Raw genomic sequence first — 18,381 nt, forward strand, 5'->3', positions numbered from 1 at the left:
CTATTTAGATGGGTTGACTCTATTCAGTTGCTGTTTGAACATCCAACGAGCCAATTCTTGACGGAGAGAAAGAATTTTTTCATGAAGAGCTGTTGCTTTGTTCCGATCGACTTGAGGCTCAGATAGTTCGAGCTGGAGTTGAAGATGGGACCTTCTCATTTCATTCCACTTGTTTTGTATTTCTTGGGGGATATTGGCAGCGTTCTGGCGATTTCTGTTAGGAGACATCCATCGAGTGCCTTCTCTCATGTTGCCTTCCATAAAGTGATGCCTGTACATAGTTCCCCTACAGGAGTACCCATCAAATCCGTATCGGTCCCCCCAGCCTCCATGAGCCCAAGCAATTCCTGTTGCCATAACAGCTATCAACCCGGCAAGAACAACTATTTTCTTCATCTCTAAATGCCTCCTCCTTGCTTTTTAATAGGAGTATAAAACCCCCATGGAGTTTAGAGATCGTAGAAAACTACATGGTTTTGTTACGCATATTTACTTATTTTAAGACAGCGTCATTTTTTACGGCCACGCCAGAGTTCCCCCCTCTGGAATGAAGAGCTTCCACAACCTCCATGCCAATAAGCCCTCCACCTTATCACCACAGTTTTTTACAGATCCGCCATCAATAGCTGCTTGCATTGCCAAGGTATCGGACATTGACCATAACGTAAACACGCTCTCCAAATTCGCCCCCTGCCTCTGCCGCCTCCATTAGGGGGGCTATATGTAACACGGGTATATTGATGTTAGAGAGAGCCTATGTTTCCTCTATTTGGTGAAAGCTGGCAACATCTATCTTTTTTTTCTCTATAATATGACGAATACTCTCTTCTTTATCGCAGGGATAACTACATGCTAAACCACAGCTTGCCGAAAGTTGCCGCGGAACGGGAATTATTTTTACGTCCAGTCCTTCTTTCCTACAGATCTTCTCGAACATAAGTGCCATACTTGTGACATGGAAAGTAGCCAGGCATTTCATGATTTTTCTCAGACACCTCCCCAAAATAGATTGATACATAGAGAGTATATCCTCTTTAGAGAAAAATTTATTGTACAGTTTTTCACGCTATTTATGGATTAAAAGTGATATTATTGCTGTTTGATGATACATTTGATCAGAATTCCTTGACGATAGATAAAAATCGTGGTATGAAAGGATAAATTTTCAGAAAGAGGCGGAGTCTTTTATGAATTTGTCTTTATTTATCAGTTCTGTTTTTTCTTTTTTCTTTTTTGCTTTTTGGTATCGACGCGGGGGGGCTTTCTGAGCCGACCGGCGCAGGTCTTCTTTTGGCGCTTAGGCCAGGACCCCCAGAAAAGGGGTCCTGGCCTTTTTTATTTTTATAGCCCGAGAAAGGAGAAGAGGGATAGGGCTTTGAAATCAATATTTTTTGGCATTTATTTAGAGGAGGTACAATTATGGATGCGGTGAGTGCTCTTTTAGTAATAGCACTGGTATATGCGGTGGGAGACGTTGTCGCCCAAAAAACAAAAGCTATATGTTCCATGCTCTTTGTATCAGGCATTGTCTTCATGGTTGGGTTTTGGTCGGGGATTCCCACCACTCTTTTTGAGGATGCAGTCATTGTAAAGTTCTCTTTAGCTCTCATTCCCATGCTCATGGTTCATATGGGAACGTTAATGAAATTGAGAGATTTAAAAGATGAGTGGAAAACTGTTCTTATCGCTTTGGCTGCCATTATAGCAGCAGCTATTGCCTTGTTCTTTTTAGCCGCTCCTATTATTGGTAAACAATATGCTCTTACGGCAGCGGGGCCCATCTCTGGAGGGGTTGTAGCTACTCTTATTATGAGTGAGGCGGCAAAAGCCAAGGGATTGGAGTCTGTGCTGGTTTTTGTGACCCTTTTGTTGGTTCTTCAGAATTTTGTTGGTCTTCCTATAGCTTCTATTTGTCTTTCCAGAGAAGGACGACGTTTGCGAGATATTTTCCGAAAAGGAGAGCAAGGACAGGCAAATCTGCATGCTCAAGTGAAAAGTGATCCAGAACAGCCCACATGGAGATTGTTCCCCCCAACGCCAAAAGATCTTCGTACGCCTTTTATCCTTCTTATGAAAGCCATGTTAGTAGGGTGGCTCGCAGTTTGGTTTGCAAAGGTTCTTGGTGGAGTAATCAATCAATTTGTTATGGCTCTTATTTTCGGCATTATTTTTTATGAGATAGGGTTTCTTGAACATAAGATTCTTGATAAGGCAAATTCCACGGGGTTGGCTCTTTTTGCTCTTTTGGTTCCTATTTTTATGAGCCTCAACAAAGCAACCCCTCAAATGGTGGCTTCTCTTATAATACCTATTGTAGTAGCCTTTGCTATATCGGTTGTAGGAATAGTAGCAGTGGCCTTTCTTTCTGCTAAGATTTTTGGTTATTCTTGGGAGATGAGCCTTGCTATAGGTGTTTGTTGCCTTTTTGGTTTCCCTGGTACTTTTATCGTCTCTCAAGAAGTAGCTAATGCGGTAGGGGAGACATCAGAGGAAAGAGATTTTATTTTGACAGGGATCCTTCCTAAAATGTTAGTCTCTGGGTTTACAACTGTTACGATCGCTTCTGTATTTTTAGCTGGATTTTTAGTCAAATTCATATAAGAAGGTGCTTGCTTTATGATTTATGCTCAAATTGCTTTGTGTGCCGAGGAAATAGAACAAAAAGTAATAGAACTAAGGCGGGATTTCCATGCTCATCCGGAACTTCCCTGGAAAGAAGTAGAAACTTCTAAAAAAATAGAAGAAATTCTTCAATCTCTTGGATATGAAAATATTCGTCGAGGTTTTGGAGGAACAGAGAGTGGGGTAGTGGCGGATATAACGGGAAAAGCGGATGGGCCTACCCTCGCTCTTCGTGCAGATATTGATGCCCTTCCCCTTCAGGAGGATGTGGATGTACCATGGAGATCTACTTGTGATGGAGTAATGCACGCCTGTGGTCATGATGCTCATGCTGCCATTCTTTTGGGTGTCGCCCACATATTGGCCTCCTTGAAAGAGCAAATCCCTGGCCGAGTCCGGCTCATATTTCAGCCTGCAGAAGAATCAGGAGTCCGATCTGGTGCCAAGCAGCTTATTGAAGAAGGGGCCCTTGATGGCGTAGATGCTATTGGAGGTCTTCATGTCTGGAGTCCCTTACAGACGGGGAAGGTTGGTTTTCGAAAAGGGGCTATGATGGCTTCAGCGGATATTTGGGATATTTATGTGAAGGGGCGAGGTGGTCATGGTTCCAGACCTCACGAAGCAGTAGATCCCACTATTGCTGCAGCTACGATGATATCCACTGTCCAGACGATCGTGAGCAGGGAGATTGACCCTCTTGAGACAGTGGTAGTAAGTGTCGGGAAGCTGGAGTCGGGAACAGCTCCTAATATTATTCCCGAAACGGCTCATATCCAGGGGAATATACGCACAACCAGCCCTGTTATTCGAGATAGTATGGAAGAGCGGCTTCGACGAATTGCGGGCGGTATAGCTTCAGCCCTTCGTTGTGAGGCGAAGGTCGCCTTTACTCCCGTATACCCTGTGACGGTGAATAATGATGCTATGGCAGACATGCTTCTTGACGTCGTGAAAAAGGGAAAGGGAGAAGAGAGTTATGAAGAAGTTGCCACTGTTATGGGGTCTGAAGATTTTAGCTTTTATCAGCAGAAGGTGCCTGGAGTCTTTTGCTTTCTAGGTATGGGAGATCCCGCAAAAGGAAGTGACGCACAACATCATTCACCCCAGTTTCAAGTTAACGAGGATGTGCTGAAAGAAGGTGTGATTCTCCTTTCTTCTTTTGCCTTTCACTTCTTTCAGACATCGTCGTGCTAAGTAAGGCAAAAAATTTTTGATTATGGTACATTTAACCATAGCGGCATAATCAAGAACAGAATAGAGGTGGAGAAAGATTATGAAGTCTCTACGGGAACCTTATAGAGGCTGCCAGGTTGCAGATCTCGATACTCCTTCTCTCTTGGTAGATCTTAATGTGATGGAGAGAAATATCCGATGGATGCAGGAAAAAGCTAACATATCGGGAGTGAAGTTTCGGCCTCATGTGAAAACCCATAGAACTCCCGATCTGGCTAAAAAACAGGTAATGGCTGGGGCGCAAGGAATTACTGTGGCAAAGCTCGGAGAAGCGGAGGTTATGGCCTCTGCTGGCATTAATGACATTTTTGTAGCCAACGAAATTGTTGGTGATATTAAAATGGAACGGCTTCTTGCCTTAAGCCGAAGAGTTCGGATTGCTGTGGGTGTGGATAGCGCGGAACACATAAAAATGTTGGCTGAAGCCTTTGATGGAGAAGCCCGTCCTTTGGATGTCATGATCGATATAGATACAGGAGATCATCGAACAGGCGTAGCTCCTGGAGAAGAAGTTTTGGAACTGGCACGTCTTATTCTTTATCGGGATTCCGTGAGGCTGAGGGGTCTTTTTACCCACGATGGTCATAGCTATGAAGCGAATGATTTGGCAGAAATCAGAGCCATCTCTTTAAAAAGCCAACAAGATGTGATCGAAACAGCGACGTTATTAAGAAGAGAAGGCATTGCTGTAGAGGAATTAAGTGTCGGCTCTACTCCGTCCCTCTTGGTTTCAGATATTGTACCTGGTGTTACAGAAATTCGTCCAGGTACCTATATCTTTATGGATGGAGACCAAGCGCAGGTTATTGGTTCATATCAACACTGTGCCCTTTCGGTCTTGGCGACAGTTATAAGTTGCCCGTCACCTGACAGAGTGGTTCTTGACAGTGGTACGAAAGCCCTCACTTACTTTGTACAGCGTCATGGCATAACACGAAGTAAGGGGTTTGGTGTTCTTAAAGAGCGGTTATCTGTTTATCTTTATAGTTTATCTGATGAGCACGGCCTTTTCGCCCCGCCTCAAGATATGTCTTTTCATATTGGAGATAAGGTTGAGATTATTCCTAACCACGCTTGCCCTACATGTAATTTATATTCGGTTATGTATGGGGTCAGAAATGGAGAGGTGCAAGAAGAGTTCAAAATTTTAGCAAGGGGAATGTCACGATAAAAAAGCCTGTCTTCAAACGAAGTACACCCCAAATGCTGGATTCCTGTCCGGCTTTTGGGGTGCACTTCATTCATCAAAAAGAAGAGCTTTCCTGGTTTTAGATGTTTTTGTCTATCTGGCGCAGTATTTCTTCTCGCAATTTATTGAGAGGAATGCCGGTCTCCCTGGAGATGCGCTTCAGGTCATCGTATTCAGGATTGACACGAAGGCGCTCCTTTCCCCACCAAGCTTCTTTAATGCGGACAAGGCCAAAAGTTGTCTCAATTGGAGTAATGTGATGATGTAGCTTTATTCGATCCACTTTATATCGACGAAGTCCTAAGGTTGTTGTTCCTTTGAGGATTATTTCGGCAGCCTTCTCTTCCATATTCTCCGACACGAGGCAGCAAAGCCGAATAGCGGGGCGGCCTTTCTTCATGATAATAGGATCAAGCCATACATCCATAGCCCCAGCAGAGAAAAGACGCTCCATTACTGGCTCGTAATATTGGGGATTCATGTCATCGATATTTGTTTCTAACACGATCCCCTCATCTCGTAAAAAAGGTTCTTCCTTAGTAGCGGTGGAAGATTTTCCTTCGTTCTCTCTTTCAAGAAGAATGGCTCGCAGGAAGTTAGGAAGATCACTTTCCCGTTCTCCAAGGCCTCGTCCACTGCGAAGAATAATTCCCTCAGGTATGTTCCCAAATTCGTGGGCAAACATTTTTACGAGCAGAGCTCCCGTGGGTGTAACTCGCTCCATAGGACTTCCCGCAGAATAAATAGGAATGCCCGCCAAAAGCTGTTCCGTTGCTGGAGCTGGCACAGGAAGGATTCCATGTGCACATTCCACGGTGCCACTCCCAACGTTAAGAGGAGAACATACAATTTTATCTGGAGAGAGCATCTCTATAAGTACACAGGCCCCCACTATATCCATAATGGAGTCGACAGCCCCTACCTCGTGAAAGTGTACCTTTTCTGGCGGGAGGCCGTGAACCTTCCCTTCCGCTGTGGCCAAAAGGAGAAAAGCCTTTTTACTCTTGTCTTTTACTTCTTGGGAAAGACTGCTTTTATCGATAATCTCCCATATGTCCATGAGACCTCGATGGGGGTGATCTTCGCTACTTTCTATCTTCACGCTGATGCCGGAAAACCCTTTCCGAACTACATCAGAAACGAGAATGTTATACCCTTCGCCCTGATGGTGGACATGTTCATGCCCATGGTCGTGATAATGTCCATGAGGAATGTGCAGTGTGCTCATCTTCCTCAAAAACTCGTCTCTATCTAGGCCGAGGTCGAGAAGAGCTCCGAGAAACATGTCTCCTGAAATGCCGGAGAAGCAGTCTAAGTAAAGAATTTTCATTGGCTGTCCATCCTTCCTATTCTGTTCATTCTACAATCCATTTTCGCCCCCACTCGTATCCTTCCAGATCGAGTAAGATTTGTTTAAAACCTGCATCTCTTATTATCCCTATAACCTCTTCCCTTTTGGACAAAATCTGCTCAAGTTGAGGCAGTGGAACCTGTAGGCAGGCTATATCTTTAAAAACTCGTATTCGAACTTGGCGAAATCCTGCCTTTCGTAGATTCCATTCCCCCTTAGCTACCTGGGCACATTCCCAAGCTTGCAGTTCATGCCCTTCCGGAAATCTTGTGGCCAGACAAGCTGTTGGTTCCTCGTTCCACCATGATATTCTTAAATCCCTAGCGAGTTCGCGTACTTTTTGTTTCGTTATGTTTGATTGCGCTAAAGGCGAGAATATCTGGGGTATGCCCTGTAAGACTTTTGTTCCCAAACGGGAAGGATCTTTCAGGTCATCGGCGTTGGAACCTTCAAGGATAAGGTCTGCTTTAAGAGAGCGGGCTACGTCTAAAAGTTCTGTGGCACGGGCTTTTTTACAGTACCCGCATCGCTCCGCGCTGTTTTTCATAACCTCTTCTATATAAAGTTCTGGGCCTGGGAGAGGCTTTAGCGTGACCCCGAGACTGTGACAATATTGAATGCCTCGTTCCATTTCTTCCGCAAAATGGAGGAAGGACCTGAACATAACGGCGTGTATTTTTTGTGGGGGGATGAGAGACGCCATAATGCCCACAAGAACTGAGCTATCAATTCCCCCTGAAAATGAGATGACACAACAACGACTCTTCTCCAGTTTCTCCAAAATGTCCTTTTTTAGGTATTTGCTTATAACATCACGACTCAAATCTCTCACCTGCTCTCTCGATTACATTTCATGATTGTACCATCCAGAAATGAAAAAAATCTAAAAGGGGAGAATAGATAAAAACTCTTCCTCGTCGCCTAGGGATGTTAAGGGGGGATCTATGGCCGAAATATCGAATTAATGAGGGAGAGGCTTCGTCAGCTCTTTATAAAAGCAGACAAAGCCCCTCAGAAAAACTTTTCCAAGGAGCTTTGTCTGCAATCTGAGGCGACGATTCCATCGTCTTTCTCTCGCTTTAAGAATACCCTGTGTTATGAATTTTAGATTCTAGCAACTCCTGTTTTTCTCGCAGCTCGGGCAACTGCTTCCGCTACAGCGGAGGCGACGCGAGGGTCCAGAGCTTCAGGAATAATGCGTTCTGGAGAAAGTTCATCATCAGAAATAAGGGCTGCTATGGCATGACTGGCAGCCAGTTTCATTTCCTCGTTAATTTCCTTTGCTCGAACGTCAAGAGCGCCACGGAAAATACCGGGGAATCCGAGGCAGTTGTTGATTTGGTTGGGGAAATCACTGCGTCCTGTGGCTATAATAGCGGCTCCTCCGGCTTTGGCCTCGTCGGGATAGATTTCGGGAGTGGGGTTGGCCATAGCGAAGATAATAGAATCTTGAGCCATGGTTTTTACCATCTCAGTGGTAATAACGCCAGGAGCGGAGATACCAAGGAAAATATCGGCATTTTTAAGGACATCAGCCAGATTCCCTTTCTCTTTTGAAGGGTTTGTGTGCTGAGCGATTTCTTCTTTGGCCCAGTTCATATTATTGGGTCGTCCTTCGTAAATAGCACCGCCGCGATCGCAGAGAATAACATTTTGCGCTCCAGCAGAGAGAAGGAACCGGCAGATAGCGATTCCCGCTGCTCCAGCACCACTCATTACGATCTTTACGTCCTCTATCTTTTTCTTCACTATCTTCAAGGCATTGATGATACCTGCAAGAACAATAACAGCGGTACCATGCTGATCATCATGGAAAACAGGGATGTCACATATTTCTTTAAGACGCCGTTCAATTTCAAAACAGCGTGGAGCTGAAATATCCTCGAGGTTTATGCCGCCAAAAGAAGAAGTGATAAGAGCTGTTGTTTGTACTATCTCATCAGGATCTTGAGATTTAATGCAGATGGGGAAAGCGTCAACTCCGGCAAATCGCTTGAAGAGCACGGCTTTGCCCTCCATAACGGGAAGAGCTGCTTCTGGCCCAATATTTCCCAGCCCTAAAACTGCAGACCCATCGGTAACAACGGCAACCATATTTCCTTTGGAGGTTACTTCATAAACAGCGTCGGGATTCCGTTTAATTTCGTTGCAAGGTTCCGCAACGCCAGGAGTGTAGGCAATGGATAGATCGGCCATACTTTCCACGGGAAGTTTGCTCGTGATTGCTACTTTTCCTCTCGTCCGACGATGTGCTTCCAGTGCTTGTGCATAGATTTCTTCTTTTCTCATTGTGTCCTCCTTGTAGGTGTTCTTTGTGAGAGAAAGTTACAAAACTCGACGAATAGTGTCGATGATCTCCCCATCTCAATATTCTACTTGTCCAACCACCTTTTCGTCTCGGGTTAATGGGACAGGATTTCCCGTAATTTTTCTTGATATTTGCTGTAATTCGTGAGCATCCCTCTACAGGAGGGTTTGCTTTTTCTAAACGTTCCTGTAGATCTCCCCGAAAAGGATTAACAGCCATTACCCGATCAGTTACAGGAACATCCTCTGTTTCCCCGGGCTCCTTTTTGTCTTTAAAATCTCCGTGATACAATTATCGAAAGAGCTTTTACGGAGGTGACATGGTGGTCGGCAACAAAAGAAAAATTATACTTCTGTGCTCTTTCATTCTTATTCTCGCACACATTCCAGCTTTTGCTTCGGGACGGGATGAAATTGTGTTTGAGCATCTTTCCTTGGAGAAAGGCTTATCACAGACCACCGTGAATGCCATTTTGAAAGACCACCGTGGATACATGTGGTTTGGAACTGATGGTGGGTTGAACCGCTACGATGGTTATACATTTCGGGTGTTTCGACATGAGCCCTTTTCCACTACATCCCTGTCGAACAATATTGTAACGTCTTTATATGAAGATGCAGAGGGTTTTTTATGGGTGGGAACTTTCGGTGGTGGGCTGAATCGTTTTGATCCTGTTACCGAAACTTTTCGTGTGTATCATTATCCACCTAACTCGAAAACGTTTCCTCCTATAGACCTGATCTCTAAAGTAATTGGAGACAAAAAAGGAAATATTTGGGTAGGAACATTCCAAAAGGGGCTTGCACGTTTCAATCCTTCAAACAACACGTGGAGTATCTTTAAAAGTGACGATGAATCAGGGCTGGGCGGGAATAAGATCACTGCTTTTTTTGTTGATACAACAGGAACGTTGTGGGTAGGGACTGATGGAGGGCTGAGTGAGTATAAAGGGAATGATATTTTCCAGACCTATCGACCGACTGTCTTTCCCTACGTTGCCATTACGGCTATTACTGATGGGCGGAAGGGAGATCTTTGGGTTGGGACGGAGTCTGGTCAACTCTATCTCCTCCACACGCGGGAAAAATGGTTTGAGTATATTCCTCTTGTAGATGAAAACAACAGAGTTGTTTCTTCAAGTACCATTACGGGTTTATATCAAGATATCTTTGAAGACCTGTGGATTGTCACAGATGGAGGGGGACTTCTTCGGTATGACCGAGGAACGAAGCAGGTCCTGACCTATCAGATAGAAAGAGACAACCCTCATTCCTTGCGGGATAATAAGATCCGGGCCATTTATGGCGATAGAAAAGATACGATCTTTCTGGGAGATCTTACAGGTATCGTGTGGCTGGGCACCCATTCCGGAGGGGTAGAGAAATTTCATCTGAAGCGCCCCTTCCAACGATACAATGGCAAGTCTTTTCTTATCCGTCAAGTGTCGGGTGATAATGTGTATGCGGTCTATAAAGAGGGGTACGATTCTTTATGGGTAGGTACCTATGGAAATGGGATCAAGGTTATCATGAATAATGGAACCGTTCAGCATTATCGCCATAATCCAGATAATTCTCAAAGCGTATCCAGCGATCGAGTGCTTGCCTTTTTCCGCGATAGAGAGGGAACAATGTGGGTTGGAACAGATAATGGCCTTTGTCGTTTCAACAGATCAAATCAAGACTTTACTCTCTTTCTGAATCAGCTTTCTGAATCCTCTCTTAGTGGAAGTAACAAAATAACTTCCATATTGGAAGATTCAAACGGTACTTTCTGGGTTGGCACAATGGAAGGTTTGTATCGTTTCCTTCAGGAAGAAGGTCTTTTTTATTCTATCCCATGGTCGTCTCCCATAGCAGATGTTTTAAAGAAAGATCTTATTTCCTGCTTATTTGAAGATAGCCAAAAGATCTTATGGATAGGGACTGTAAGCAATGGTTTTTATTGTATCGATCTTCAAAATAACAGTGTGAAACACTATTTCTATGATCCCGCCAATTCCCGAAGTTTTCCGGGGAATAGAGTCTTTTCTATTTATGAAGACCGTGATGGGACTTTTTGGATAGCGACAGCTGAGGGGCTCTGCCGTTTCGATAGGAAGCATGAAATTTTTTCCCTTCTTACATCAAAAGATGGCTTTGTGAGCGACTCCATTCGAGGAATCTTGGAAGATAATTATAAAAATTTGTGGATCAGCACCGGGAATGGACTTTCTCGATACGATATTAAAACAGGCACAGTTCGGAATTACAATTTGGGGGATGGACTTCAGGCAAAGGAATTTAATGCGACTGCTACTTTTAAAGATTCTTTCGGTCGCATGTATTTTGGGGGCATTAATGGTTGTAACAGCTTCTTCCCCACAGATGTCTGGGAAAACTCCCATGTTCCTCCTATTGTCATCAACCGAGTATTGGTTATGAATAAACCGCTTCAGCCCTACCGTACGAAAGATGGGAAGCCTTGGGCGATCCTCAGTTATAGAGATAATTTTCTTTCCATAGATTTTTCAGCTCTTGACTATACCCATCCTGAGTCGAATCAGTACCGCTATAAACTGGAAGGTTTTGATACGGACTGGGTTTCGGCAGGGAATCGACATTATGCTCATTACACCAATCTTCCACCTGGAAGGTATACGTTTAAAGTTGTGGGTTCAAATAATAATGATGTTTGGAACAAAGAGGGAACATCATTGCTTTTGGATGTAGTTCCGCCTCCGTGGAAGACTCCGCTAGCCTATGTTGGATATATGTTTTTGGCCGTTATCCTCTTCTGGTTCGTACAGAAATATCTCAAGAACCGACAGGAGAAGGAGACGGAACGAAGGTTGCGGCTTGTTACGGAAAAAAATAATGAACAGCTTCGTTGTATTAATACGAAACTTGAAAAGGCTCGTTTGCAGGAGGAGGCATATCGCGATCAATTAAGGGGCTTAGCTTCAGCCCTTTCTATGGCAGAGGAGAAAGAACGTCGACGTATTGCAGAAGAGGTACATGATTCTATCGGTCAAAATCTGGCTTTAACAAAGATTCGACTTGCCTTACTCTCAGAGTGTGTAGAAGAGAGGCAGATAAAAGATGATATTAATGGTATTTTACAAACACTTGAGGGCTCTATTCAAAGTACGAGAACGTTGACCTTTGAGTTAGGTTCACCAGTGCTCTACCGTTTAGGTTTTCCAGCCTCTGTGGAATGGCTTGCTGAAAAGATGGAAGAAAACTATGGCCTCCAGGTATCGTACGAAAACCGCGGCCTTCCCGAAAAAATGAATGATGACTTAAAAGCCTTTCTTTTCAGGGCACTACGAGAGCTTCTTATGAATGTAGTGAAGCATTCCGGAGTTCGGCAGGCTCATGTTAAAACGTCTTGTTCTGCCGGAACCATTTGTCTCACGGTGTCTGATTCGGGAAAAGGATTCGATGCTCACTCAATTGATGACGGGATCTCTAAAAAACAAACTTTTGGTCTCTTCAGCTTGAGAGAGCGCCTTTGTTCTCTGGGTGGGCACTTGGTCATCACCTCGAAGGAAGGGAAAGGCGTCCGTATAACTATATTTGTGCCAGTTAATTCCTTTAAATAACGAGAGGAGTGTACGGCATGACAATTCGCATCTTACTTGCCGATGATCATCAAATAGTGCGGGAAGGATTACGTCTTCTCATTGAACGGCAACCAGATATTTCTGTTGTTGCCGAAGCTGGGGATGGTTTTGAAGCAGTGGCTTTGGCAGAGTCGTTTCGCCCTGATATTGTAGTTATGGACATAAAAATGCCTGGAATGGATGGAATCGAGGCAACAGAAGAGCTTCAGATTCGGGCTCCTGAAACGAAAGTGGTAGCTCTTTCTATGTATGCAGATCGCAACTTTATTTCTGAAATGCTTCGGGCAGGAGCGAAAGCGTTTCTTCTAAAAGATTGTGCCTCTACCGAGTTGGTTGAAGCCATAAGGACAGTCTATGAAGGACGAATATACCTTGGACCAAGCGTATCGAAAATAGTAGCGCGCATGTACGTGCATTTTGTACAGCAGGGAACGTCTCCGGGAGAGGAAAAACTTACAGCCAGAGAGCGGGAGGTATTAATACATCTCGCAGAGGGGAAGACCAATAGAGAGATAGCAAATCTCCTTCATCTGAGCGTAAAAACCATCGGTACCCATCGGCAGAACATCATGCGAAAACTTGGTCTTGAGACCATAGCAGATTTAGTGAAATATGCTATTAGAGAAGGTCTCATTTCCTCAGATCAACAGTAGTTAAAGCTTGTGAGGGGAAGGGTGAAGCGAAGGATGTTATACAGAGAAACTTCCGAAGGACAAGAAGAGTACAGATCCGAAGCGAAGGCAGGAGCATTTGGGAAAGAAAATTTCATTATAGGGAGTCGTGTCCATTTGCGACAAGGGGTTCGGTTATGACTCTTCACAGAGACGCGAAAAATATTGTTCAGTATGCTATCGACGCTGTTTTACCAGAGCGTGCGGTACGGGAGCAGCTTCGGAAGAAACCTTGTAAGGGGCGAATTATTCTTGTTTCTATAGGGAAGGCTGCCTGGCGCATGGCAAAAGCCGCTGTAGATGAGGTAGGGGATCAGATAGAAAGAGGTATCGTCATTACAAAGTATCATCACAGCCGTGGCCCTCTTGCTAACCTCTCTATTTGGGAAGCGGGGCACCCTCTGCCAGATGAAAATTCTTTAAAGGCTACATCAGAAGCGCTGAAAATTACCAAAAACCTTTCTGCAGACCATCAGGTACTCTTTCTTGTTTCTGGAGGTGGTTCCGCTCTTTTTGAGAAACCTAAAGAAGGAGTAACCCTTGAAGATTTTATAGAAATTACAGATCAAATGCTCCGTTGTGGCGCCAATATTGTGGAAATAAATGCAATTCGTAAACGTCTTTCCGCTGTAAAAGGTGGGCAATTTGCCCAATGGGTAGCTCCAGCTCATATTTACTCTATTGTCCTTTCTGATGTTTTAGGAGATCGCCTCGATAGCATCGCTTCTGGTCCTGCTTATCCTGATATCTCTACGTCTAGACAAGCTTTAGAAATTGTTTCTCGTTACAATCTCTCCATGAAACCTTGTTTCTTTAAGATCCTTGAAGAGGAGACGCCGAAAAAAGTAAGCAATGTAGAAACATTTATTTCAGGGAGCGTAAAAACCCTCTGTGAAAAGGCTGCGGAGAAGGCTCATGATCTCGGATATAAAACTTTTATTTTGACGACAACACTTAACTGCGAAGCAAGAGAAGCGGGGACTTTTTTAGCTTCGATAGCGAGAGAAGAAAGAGCCTATTCTCGTCCGCTTGAGCCTCCTTGCGCCATTATATTGGGTGGAGAGACAATTGTTCACTTGAAAGGGAAGGGGAAAGGGGGCCGTAACCAGGAAATGGCTTTGGCTGCGGCTTTGGAGATACAGAATATGCCTGGCGTTGCTCTTATTTCTGTTGGATCTGATGGCACCGATGGGCCTACTGATGCTGCTGGAGGTATAGTGGATGGGAAGACAGTTGAAAAAATATATCATAGAGGAGCAGATCCCTACACCCTACTTGAAAACAACAATGCCTACCACGCCTTACACATGGCGAACAGCCTCATAAAAACAGGTCCAACTGGCACGAATGTGAACGATCTTACAGTGTTGCTCGTAAAGAAGCTGTAACGGGCTGACCAGGCACGTATTTCCCCTCTTTTGTTTCATCCTTTTTTTGATAAAATGTTTCTTTGGAGGGGTGTCTTTAGGGGGAAATTAAGCATTAAATATGTCTTAATAGTGAATTTGCAATATCATTATCATTGCTTGGGTCTAACGTATTATATCTAAGTTCTTGGTTTGCTGAGAAATATCATCCTTTGTGGCATTTAAAGGAGATATTTTCAGTTATTTGCTGATATCATTTTATAGTGACTGTACCTAAGATTTGACATAGGTAGTACAATAACAAAGGAGGGTGCAGTCGGATGCGAGAAAAGAAAAGAAAGTTTGGTCTTCTTCCACGTCTCATTATTGCAATTGTTTTAGGAATATTATTTGGAGCTTATATGCCAGAAGTAGTAGTTAGAAGCTTGGCTACTTTCAATGGGATTTTCGGGAACTTTCTTGGGTTTGTTATTCCTCTTATTATTGTGGGGTTTGTGGCTCCTGGAATAGGCGATCTTGGAAATAATGCAGGGAAGATCCTCTTCCTTACGGTGGTGATTGCATATATTTCCACTCTTATTTCTGGAACTGTTGCATATACTGTGGATACAGCTGTTTTCCCTAAAATCATAGAGGAAGGCAGTATGTTGGCTTCAGCGACAAATCCTGGAGAGGCATTGCTGACTCCTTACTTCAAAATTGATATGCCACCCCTTATGGATGTTATGAGTGCTTTGCTCATTGCTTTTATTCTTGGTATCGGAATGGCTGTTATCAATAGTAAGGGTCTCAATAGTATTATGCATGAATTCCAGTCCATTGTAGAGAAGCTTATCAGTGCTATTATTATCCCTCTGCTCCCTGTCCATATTTGCGGTATTTTTGCTAATATGACTCATGCTGGAGAGGTACAGACAATCATGTCAGTTTTCTTGAAGGTGTATGTTGTCATCATAGCTCTTCATCTTGCGATTATACTTTTCCAGTACATAGTTGCTGGTGCAGTGGCAAAAGTAAATCCTTTTAAAGCCATTAAAAATATGATTCCTGCTTATCTCACAGCTATTGGTACTCAGTCGTCTGCTGCGACTATTCCTGTGACTTTACGGCAGACGTTAGAGAATAATGTTTCTCCACGGGTAGCACAGTTTGTTATCCCCTTGTGCGCCACTATCCACTTGTCGGGCAGCACTATCACACTTACGAGTTGTGCCATTGCTGTTATGATGCTTCATGGAATACAGTTCTCCTTTGCTTCCATGCTTCCCTTTATCATTATGTTGGGTATTACCATGGTTGCAGCTCCTGGTGTCCCCGGTGGTGCTGTTATGGCAGCTCTTGGGGTGTTGGAGTCGATGCTGCATTTTGATCCTAACATGTTGACTCTTATGATCGCTCTCTATTTGGCACAGGATAGCTTTGGTACAGCATGTAACATTACAGGTGACGGAGCTATTGCTTTAATTGTAGATAAAATGACAGGTAATTCGTCAACTTCAACATCGTCGACGACTACGACGACGTCAGAGGCTTATACACATTAGCATAAAATAGAGGACCTCTTCGGAGGTCCTCTATTTTTTGGAAAAATGGTTTTTAGCAGCAAATTGTGAAGGAGGCATGGGTAGTGAAAAATATTTTGGTTACAGGTTGTTTAGGTCAGATAGGAACAGAGTTGGTAAAAAGACTTCGTAAGGGATATGGTGCTGACCATGTTGTTGGTTCTGATGTAAAGACAACTGGCGTAGAAAAACTAGGCGATGGTCCTTTTGAAATTCTTGATGTTCGAGAAGGCGAGAGTATTACAAGGCTTGTTGAAAAATATAATATCGATACAATTATGCATCTAGCAGGTTTACTTTCAGCTGTAGGAGAGATGAAACCTCAACTTGCTTGGCAAATTAATGCTGGTGGGCTTTTTAATGTTCTTGAAGTAGCCCGAGAGAAGAGAACGGCCGTCTTTTTCCCAAGTTCTATCGCGGCTTTTGGTCCCGGAACACCTTTAGACCGCACTCCCCAGGATACGATCCAGCGTCCTGCCACCATGTATGGGATTACAAAAGTAACAGGAGAGTTATTGTGTGATTACTACCATCTGAAATATGGTATTGACACTCGGGGCGTTCGTTTCCCGGGTCTTATCTCTTACGAGACGGAGCCCGGCGGTGGTACGACCGATTATGCAGTGGATATTTATTATAAGGCCATTACAGATGGTCATTATGATTCTTTTATTGCAGCAGGAACATATATGGATATGATGTACATGCCAGATGCCATCAATGCTGTAGTTCAGCTTATGGAAGCTGATGGAGCGAAGTTAAAACATCGCAATGCTTTCAACATTTCTGCCATGAGTTTTGAGCCGGAAGAAATTGCGGCCTCCATTCGAAAATTCATGCCCAATTTCACTATGGGCTATAAAGTAGATCCGGTACGACAGGCAATTGCCGAGTCATGGCCCAATTCCCTTGATGTAAGTGCTGCAAAAGAGGAATGGGGCTTCAATCCTCAGTATGACCTCGATAAAATGACAGAGGATATGTTAATGCACCTGAAAGAAAAACTGCTTAAAAAATAAAAATTTGGAATTTATTTTTTGTGTCACAAGGCTGTTAGTCGCCCCATAGTAATTTCATCCAGTATAGCCAGTAATGGTGGGCCCTGTAATGGGAGATGTATTCCCCATATGAGAAAAAACAGGGGGCGGCGATAAAGAAGGGCGTTCCAAACTTATGAAGGGGGAAGAGATATGACTGTGAAGAAAACATTTATTACAGAAGAATTGGCCCGGCTTAAACAGGAAGGACTTTACACAAATATTCCTGTAATTTCCAGCCCTCAGGGAGCATGGGTTGAAATTGGTGGTAAAAAATATCTTTCCTGCTGTTCTAACAACTATTTGGGTTTTTGTAATGATCCATCTCTCATAGAGAAAGTAAAAAAATATGTAGATACTTGGGGAGTTGGTCCTGGAGCTGTCCGGACCATTGCGGGAACTTTGGCTATTCACACTGAACTTGAGAAGAAACTCGCTCAGTTTAAAGGGGCTGAGGCAGCGATGCTGGTCCAGTCCGGTTTTTGCGCTAATCTTTCTGCCATACCACCCCTTGTAGGGAAAGAAGATTTGATTTTTAGCGATGAGTTGAACCATGCTTCTATTATTGATGGGTGCCGCCTGAGTCGCGCTGAAGTCGTGCGCTTTAAGCATGCGAGCCCATCAGACCTGGATGCTCAGCTCTCTCTCTATGACGATCATAATTGCCGGAAACTTGTTATTACTGACGGGGTCTTTTCCATGGATGGAGATATAGCCCCACTGCCTCAGCTTGTAGAGGTAGCCGAAAAGCATGGTGCCATGGTTATGGTGGACGATGCTCATGGCGAAGGGGTATTAGGGCGTGGCGGTCGAGGAATTGTAGACCACTTTAATCTCCATGGCCGTGTTGATGTAGAAGTGGGAACCCTCTCCAAAGCTTTCGGTGTTGTCGGTGGCTTCGTTGCCGGCAGTGTGGAACTTATAGACTATTTGCGTCAGAAAGCCCGTCCAAATCTTTTCAGCAGCGCTATGACTGTTCCTGATATAGCTGCTAACCTTGCGGCTCTTGAGGAACTGTCTGTCAGCGAAGAGAGAGTCAATCGTCTTTGGGAGAATGGGCGTTACCTTAAAAAAGGTTTGAAAAATCTTGGATTTAATATAGGGCATAGCGAAACTCCAATTACTCCTGTTATCATCGGCGAGGCCTTGGACGCAAAGCGTTTCAGTGCCAGACTTTTCGACGAGGGAGTTTTTGCAGGAGCTATTACGTTCCCCACTGTCCCCATGGGTACCGCTCGGATTCGTGTTATGGTCTCTGCTGCCCACACTCAGGAAGATCTTGATTTTGCTTTGGAGAAATTCCAGATGGTAGGCGAGGAAATGAAAATTATTTCATCACGCAAGTAGCACCAGAGAGAAAGGAGAGGTTTCTATGTTTGAGAAGTCATGGGAAGTGTTGGTAAAGACAGACCCAGCTATAGCCGATATCATAGCCCG

At 44.0% G+C, this 18,381-nt stretch carries 15 protein-coding genes; 9 read left to right on the top strand and 6 right to left on the bottom strand.

Annotated elements, in window-relative coordinates:
* The 3 genes from B3L97_RS01815 to B3L97_RS01825 all read right to left on the bottom strand — a co-directional run bounded on the left by B3L97_RS01815 (position 1) and on the right by B3L97_RS01825 (position 1,018).
* Positions 1–396 carry a hypothetical protein gene (locus B3L97_RS01815; RefSeq protein ID WP_286933333.1) on the bottom strand — a complete coding sequence of 132 codons (396 nt, stop codon included), beginning with the start codon at positions 394–396 and terminating at the stop codon, positions 1–3.
* 120 nt (positions 397–516) lie between these two features.
* A complete protein-coding gene (locus tag B3L97_RS01820; RefSeq protein ID WP_286933334.1) occupies positions 517–681 on the bottom strand; it encodes a hypothetical protein in 165 nt (54 codons plus the stop codon).
* Between the two features lie 73 nt (positions 682–754).
* The gene (locus tag B3L97_RS01825; protein WP_334103967.1) at positions 755–1,018 is read right to left on the bottom strand and encodes a DUF3343 domain-containing protein; all 264 of its coding nucleotides are present in this window, start codon (positions 1,016–1,018) and stop codon (positions 755–757) included.
* 401 nt (positions 1,019–1,419) lie between these two features.
* On the opposite strand from B3L97_RS01825, the gene B3L97_RS01830 reads away from it, so the two are divergent.
* The 3 genes from B3L97_RS01830 (at position 1,420) to B3L97_RS01840 (ending at position 5,026) form a co-directional block, all read left to right on the top strand.
* Positions 1,420–2,601, top strand: coding sequence for a hypothetical protein (locus tag B3L97_RS01830; protein ID WP_286933335.1), 1,182 nt, complete (start codon positions 1,420–1,422; stop codon positions 2,599–2,601).
* Between the two features lie 15 nt (positions 2,602–2,616).
* Entirely contained in the window at positions 2,617–3,816 is a 1,200-nt protein-coding gene (locus B3L97_RS01835) for a M20 metallopeptidase family protein (protein ID WP_286933340.1), read from the top strand.
* Positions 3,817–3,895: 79 nt separating this feature from the next.
* Positions 3,896–5,026, top strand: coding sequence for an alanine racemase (locus B3L97_RS01840; protein WP_286933345.1), 1,131 nt, complete (start codon positions 3,896–3,898; stop codon positions 5,024–5,026).
* Between the two features lie 97 nt (positions 5,027–5,123).
* On the opposite strand, the gene larC is transcribed toward B3L97_RS01840, so the two are convergent.
* The 3 genes from larC to B3L97_RS01855 form a co-directional block, all read right to left on the bottom strand.
* Entirely contained in the window at positions 5,124–6,374 is a 1,251-nt protein-coding gene (larC, locus tag B3L97_RS01845; RefSeq protein WP_286847034.1) for a nickel pincer cofactor biosynthesis protein LarC, read from the bottom strand.
* A 25-nt stretch (positions 6,375–6,399) separates the two neighbouring features.
* On the bottom strand, positions 6,400–7,218 hold the full coding sequence (gene larE, locus B3L97_RS01850) for an ATP-dependent sacrificial sulfur transferase LarE (protein ID WP_024821403.1): 819 nt from the start codon (positions 7,216–7,218) through the stop codon (positions 6,400–6,402).
* 281 nt (positions 7,219–7,499) lie between these two features.
* Positions 7,500–8,684 carry an NAD(P)-dependent malic enzyme gene (locus B3L97_RS01855; RefSeq protein ID WP_286847037.1) on the bottom strand — a complete coding sequence of 395 codons (1,185 nt, stop codon included), beginning with the start codon at positions 8,682–8,684 and terminating at the stop codon, positions 7,500–7,502.
* Positions 8,685–9,025: 341 nt separating this feature from the next.
* On the opposite strand from B3L97_RS01855, the gene B3L97_RS01860 reads away from it, so the two are divergent.
* From B3L97_RS01860 to B3L97_RS01885, 6 genes are all read left to right on the top strand, one after another.
* Positions 9,026–12,286 (top strand): sensor histidine kinase, encoded by a 3,261-nt coding sequence (locus B3L97_RS01860; protein ID WP_286933348.1) that lies wholly within the window; start codon positions 9,026–9,028, stop codon positions 12,284–12,286.
* A 17-nt stretch (positions 12,287–12,303) separates the two neighbouring features.
* Positions 12,304–12,960 carry a response regulator gene (locus B3L97_RS01865; RefSeq protein ID WP_286933350.1) on the top strand — a complete coding sequence of 219 codons (657 nt, stop codon included), beginning with the start codon at positions 12,304–12,306 and terminating at the stop codon, positions 12,958–12,960.
* A gap of 155 nt (positions 12,961–13,115) precedes the next feature.
* Complete coding sequence (locus B3L97_RS01870) at positions 13,116–14,366, top strand: glycerate kinase type-2 family protein (RefSeq protein ID WP_286933356.1); 1,251 nt, start codon at positions 13,116–13,118, stop codon at positions 14,364–14,366.
* Positions 14,367–14,665: 299 nt separating this feature from the next.
* Positions 14,666–15,889 (top strand): dicarboxylate/amino acid:cation symporter, encoded by a 1,224-nt coding sequence (locus tag B3L97_RS01875; RefSeq protein WP_286933360.1) that lies wholly within the window; start codon positions 14,666–14,668, stop codon positions 15,887–15,889.
* Between the two features lie 83 nt (positions 15,890–15,972).
* Positions 15,973–16,926: an L-threonine 3-dehydrogenase gene (locus B3L97_RS01880; RefSeq protein ID WP_286933362.1), complete on the top strand. Its 954-nt coding sequence runs from the start codon at positions 15,973–15,975 to the stop codon at positions 16,924–16,926.
* Positions 16,927–17,097: 171 nt separating this feature from the next.
* Entirely contained in the window at positions 17,098–18,291 is a 1,194-nt protein-coding gene (locus B3L97_RS01885; RefSeq protein ID WP_286933369.1) for a glycine C-acetyltransferase, read from the top strand.
* Positions 18,292–18,381 lie beyond the last annotated feature (90 nt).

It is taken from the genome of Aminobacterium sp. UBA4834 (assembly GCF_002400205.1).
Taxonomy (GTDB): domain Bacteria; phylum Synergistota; class Synergistia; order Synergistales; family Aminobacteriaceae; genus Aminobacterium; species Aminobacterium mobile.

Bases quoted from the DNA above. Each gene is read 5' to 3' on its own strand.
- B3L97_RS01815 (WP_286933333.1), bottom strand. From the start codon at position 396: ATGAAGAAAATAGTTGTTCTTGCCGGGTTGATAGCTGTTATGGCAACA.
- B3L97_RS01825 (WP_334103967.1), bottom strand. From the start codon at position 1,018: ATGTATCAATCTATTTTGGGGAGGTGTCTGAGAAAAATCATGAAATGC.
- B3L97_RS01830 (WP_286933335.1), top strand. From the start codon at position 1,420: ATGGATGCGGTGAGTGCTCTTTTAGTAATAGCACTGGTATATGCGGTG.
- B3L97_RS01835 (WP_286933340.1), top strand. From the start codon at position 2,617: ATGATTTATGCTCAAATTGCTTTGTGTGCCGAGGAAATAGAACAAAAA.
- B3L97_RS01840 (WP_286933345.1), top strand. From the start codon at position 3,896: ATGAAGTCTCTACGGGAACCTTATAGAGGCTGCCAGGTTGCAGATCTC.
- larC (WP_286847034.1), bottom strand. From the start codon at position 6,374: ATGAAAATTCTTTACTTAGACTGCTTCTCCGGCATTTCAGGAGACATG.
- B3L97_RS01855 (WP_286847037.1), bottom strand. From the start codon at position 8,684: ATGAGAAAAGAAGAAATCTATGCACAAGCACTGGAAGCACATCGTCGG.
- B3L97_RS01865 (WP_286933350.1), top strand. From the start codon at position 12,304: ATGACAATTCGCATCTTACTTGCCGATGATCATCAAATAGTGCGGGAA.
- B3L97_RS01870 (WP_286933356.1), top strand. From the start codon at position 13,116: ATGACTCTTCACAGAGACGCGAAAAATATTGTTCAGTATGCTATCGAC.
- B3L97_RS01875 (WP_286933360.1), top strand. From the start codon at position 14,666: ATGCGAGAAAAGAAAAGAAAGTTTGGTCTTCTTCCACGTCTCATTATT.
- B3L97_RS01885 (WP_286933369.1), top strand. From the start codon at position 17,098: ATGACTGTGAAGAAAACATTTATTACAGAAGAATTGGCCCGGCTTAAA.